General features: G+C 74.9%; 4 protein-coding genes. All 4 read left to right on the plus strand.

Going from position 1 to position 3,357, the window contains the following annotated elements; translation table 11 throughout:
* Positions 1-557: molybdopterin dinucleotide binding domain-containing protein (locus PLP61_RS15895; RefSeq protein ID WP_324503736.1), on the plus strand; the 557-nt coding region annotated here is incomplete at its 5' end.
* On the plus strand, positions 554-1,081 hold the full coding sequence (locus PLP61_RS15900; protein WP_324503737.1) for a winged helix-turn-helix transcriptional regulator: 528 nt from the start codon (positions 554-556) through the stop codon (positions 1,079-1,081). The genes PLP61_RS15895 and PLP61_RS15900, both read left to right, overlap by 4 nt.
* A 202-nt stretch (positions 1,082-1,283) precedes the next feature.
* Positions 1,284-2,414 (plus strand): resuscitation-promoting factor, encoded by a 1,131-nt coding sequence (locus tag PLP61_RS15905; RefSeq protein ID WP_324503738.1) that lies wholly within the window; start codon positions 1,284-1,286, stop codon positions 2,412-2,414.
* 29 nt (positions 2,415-2,443) lie between these two features.
* Complete coding sequence (gene rsmA, locus PLP61_RS15910; protein WP_324503739.1) at positions 2,444-3,334, plus strand: 16S rRNA (adenine(1518)-N(6)/adenine(1519)-N(6))-dimethyltransferase RsmA; 891 nt, start codon at positions 2,444-2,446, stop codon at positions 3,332-3,334.
* The last annotated feature ends 23 nt before the right edge of the window (positions 3,335-3,357 follow it).

The raw sequence follows: 3,357 nt of genomic DNA on the forward strand, positions 1-3,357 counted from the left end.
AACGGCTCTTCGACGCCATCCTCACCACCCCCTGGGGCGTGGTGACCACCGACGACGACCACGACGAGTCCTGGCGCCGGCTCGGCGGGCGCCGGATCCAGCTCGACGTACCCGAGCTGCTGGCCCAGGTCGCCGGCCTCGCGGACCGGCCGGACCCCGGCCCCGACGAGGAGTGGCCGTTCCTGCTCTCAGCCGGGGAGCGCCGCGCGTTCACCGCGAACACGATCATCCGTGACCCCGGCTGGCGCAAGCGCGACCCGCAGGGGGCCCTCCGGCTCAGTGAGGCCGACGCCGCTCGGCTGGGCGTCGCGGCGGGCGACCGGGTGCGGCTGCGCACCCGCCGCGGCTCGGTGGAGGTCGTGGCGGCGCCCACCCCCCGGATGCGCGCCGGCCACCTCTCCCTGCCCAACGGCATGGGGCTGGCGGTCGCCGGCCCTGGTGACCGGCCGGAGCAGACCGGCATCGCCCCCAACGACCTCACCGCGACCGAGGACCGGGACGAGTGGGCCGGGACCCCCTGGCACAAGTCGGTCCCGGCGCGGATCGAGGTGCTGTGAGACGCACCTCCTTCGCCGAGTGGCCCTGCTCGATCGCCCGCAGCGTCGACCTGCTGGGCGACTGGTGGACGCCGCTGGTGCTCCGCGAGGCCTTCTACGGCACCCGGCGCTTCGACGACTTCGAACGGGTCCTCGGCATCGGCCGCAACGTGCTGACCCAGCGGCTGGGCCGGCTGGTGGAGGAGGGGGTCCTCGAGAAGGTGCCCTACCAGCAGCGGCCGGTCCGCCACGAGTACCTCCTCACCGAGAAGGGCACGGACCTGTTCCCGGTGCTCGCCGCCCTCTCCGCCTGGGGCGACCGGTGGCTGGCCCCGGCCGGCCCGCCGGTGGTCCTGCACCACCGTGCCTGCGACCACGACACCCGGGCGGTCGTGGTGTGCGAGCACTGCCTGGCGCCGCTGACCCTCGACGACGTCACCGCCACGCCCGGACCCGGGCTCCCCGAGAAGCACCGGGCCGCGGCGCTCGCCACCGGCCGGCTCGCCCCGCCCGGCGGAGGAGACTCTCGTCACGCGGAGCGCTGAATCTGGGGGTTCGAGTTTGCCATCCGTGCCGCCCCCGTTATCGTTCTGTGATTGTTGGCCGGGATCGGGACTGATTCCGCCGGCGCACCAGGCGGCCTGCGGGCCGTAGCGAGACCCCCGCTCGCGACTCTCACCCTCGGGTGACCGGCGTGGACGGACGCGCCGACGCCCGAGGCCCGGAGAGTACGACGTTCGGAGAATCGTGCGCGTTCGGATCGCACAGCTGGTGCGGAGCAGGGTCCTGCTGACCGGGCTGGTGGCCGTGGTGGCCCTGGCCGTCGCCGGGAGCGTCCTGGGCTACCAGGCGCTGAGCACCTCGGTGACCCTCACACTGGACGGTCAGCCCCGCCAGGTGTCGGCCCTCGGCGACACCGTCGGGGACGTCCTCGACGCCCAGGGCATCGAGGTGGGCGAGCACGACCTGGTGGCCCCCGGCGTCGACGAGAAGATCGTCGACGGCTCCCAGATCAGCGTCCGGTTCGGCCGGCCGCTCCAGCTCAGCGTCGACGGCCAGGAGCGCACCTACTGGGTCACCTCGACCCAGGTGGCCAGCGCGCTGGCCGAGATCGGCCGGCCCTTCGGGGATGCCGAGCTGTCGACCAGTCGCAGCGCCACCATCGGCCGCGACGGCCTGGAGCTGCAGATCGTCACCGCCAAGCGTGTGCAGGTCAAGATCGGGGCCCACCGGCTGGTCAAGCGCGAGCTCACCGCGCTGACGGTGCGCGAGGCCCTCGCCGAGCTGGGCGTCGAGATCGGCCGGAACGACCAGGTCCGGCCGGCGCTGGGGACCCCCATCGCCGACGGTGACCGGCTGGTCCTCACCCGGATCCGCATCCTCACCAAGCACGTCACCGGTGAGCAGGTCGACTTCGCCACGGTGGAGCACCAGGACGCCACCATGTACGAGGGTGAGAGCACGGTGGAGCGCGCGGGTGTCCCGGGAGCCCGCGACGTCACCTACCGGCTCACCTTCCGCAACGGGCACCTGGTCGCCCGCCGGGTGCTCGACCAAGAGGTGACCAAGGCCCCCGTGAGCCAGCTGGTCACGGTGGGCACCAAGCCGCAGCCGGCCCCCGACTACTCCGGCGGCGGCACCGTGTGGGACGCGCTCGCCCAGTGCGAGGCGGGCGGCAACTGGGCCATCAACACCGGCAACGGCTACTACGGCGGCCTGCAGTTCTCGCTGGGCACCTGGCGCTCCTACGGCGGCTCGGGGTACCCGCACCAGAACAGCCGGGCCGAGCAGATCCGCATCGCCGAGAAGGTGCGGGCGGCCAGTGGCGGGTACGGCGCGTGGCCGGCCTGCGCCGCCCGGCTCGGGCTGCCCCGCTGATCCGGGGCCGGCCGCACTAGGCTGGCGCCATGCCCGACTCCCCCTCCGGGGGGGCTCCGACCGACCGCTCCGCCGGGCCGAGGCTCCTCGGCCCGGCGGACGTGCGTAGGCTCGCCGCCGCCCTGGGCCTGCGCCCCCCGAAGCAGCGCGGGCAGAACTTCGTGATCGACCCGAACACGGTGCGCCGCATCGTGCGCGAGTCGGGCGTCGGTCCCGACGACGTGGTGGTCGAGGTGGGCCCGGGCCTGGGGTCGCTGACCCTGGGCCTGCTGGAGGCCGCCGACCGCGTCGTCGCCGTCGAGGTGGACCCGGTGCTGGCCGGGGCGCTGCCGGCGACCGTCGCGGCGTACGCCCCCCAGCGGGCCGACCGCCTCGAGGTGGTCGCGGCGGACGCCCTGCGGGTCGCCGACCTGCCGGGACCGGCGCCGACCGCGCTGGTGGCCAACCTCCCCTACAACGTCGCCGTGCCCGTGCTTCTCCACCTCCTCGCCCTGCTGCCCTCGCTCCAGCACGGCCTGGTCATGGTGCAGGCCGAGGTGGCCGACCGGCTGGCCGCCCCACCCGGGTCGAGGACCTACGGGGTGCCCTCGGTCAAGGCGGCGTGGTACGCCGAGGTCCGCCGCGCCGGTGCCGTCGGCCGGACGGTCTTCTGGCCGGCCCCGCACGTGGACTCCGGCCTGGTCGCCTGGACCCGCCGTGACCCGCCGGTGACCGAGGTCCCCCGGGAGCGCGTCTTCCAGGTGGTCGACGCCGCCTTCGCCCAGCGCCGCAAGATGCTCCGGGCCGCCCTGCGGGGACTGGCCGGCTCCGGTCAGGCGGCGGAGGCCGCCCTGCTGCGCGCCGGGGTCGCCCCGCAGGCCCGCGGCGAGGCGCTCAGCCTCGGCGAGTTCGTGCGCATCGCCGAGGAGCTGGACCGGTGACCCGGCCCCGGTCGGTGACGGTC

The organism is Nocardioides sp. (assembly GCF_035429765.1).
Taxonomy (GTDB): Bacteria; Actinomycetota; Actinomycetes; order Propionibacteriales; family Nocardioidaceae; genus Nocardioides.

Bases quoted from the DNA above. Each gene is read 5' to 3' on its own strand.
- rsmA (WP_324503739.1), top strand. From the start codon at position 2,444: ATGCCCGACTCCCCCTCCGGGGGGGCTCCGACCGACCGCTCCGCCGGG.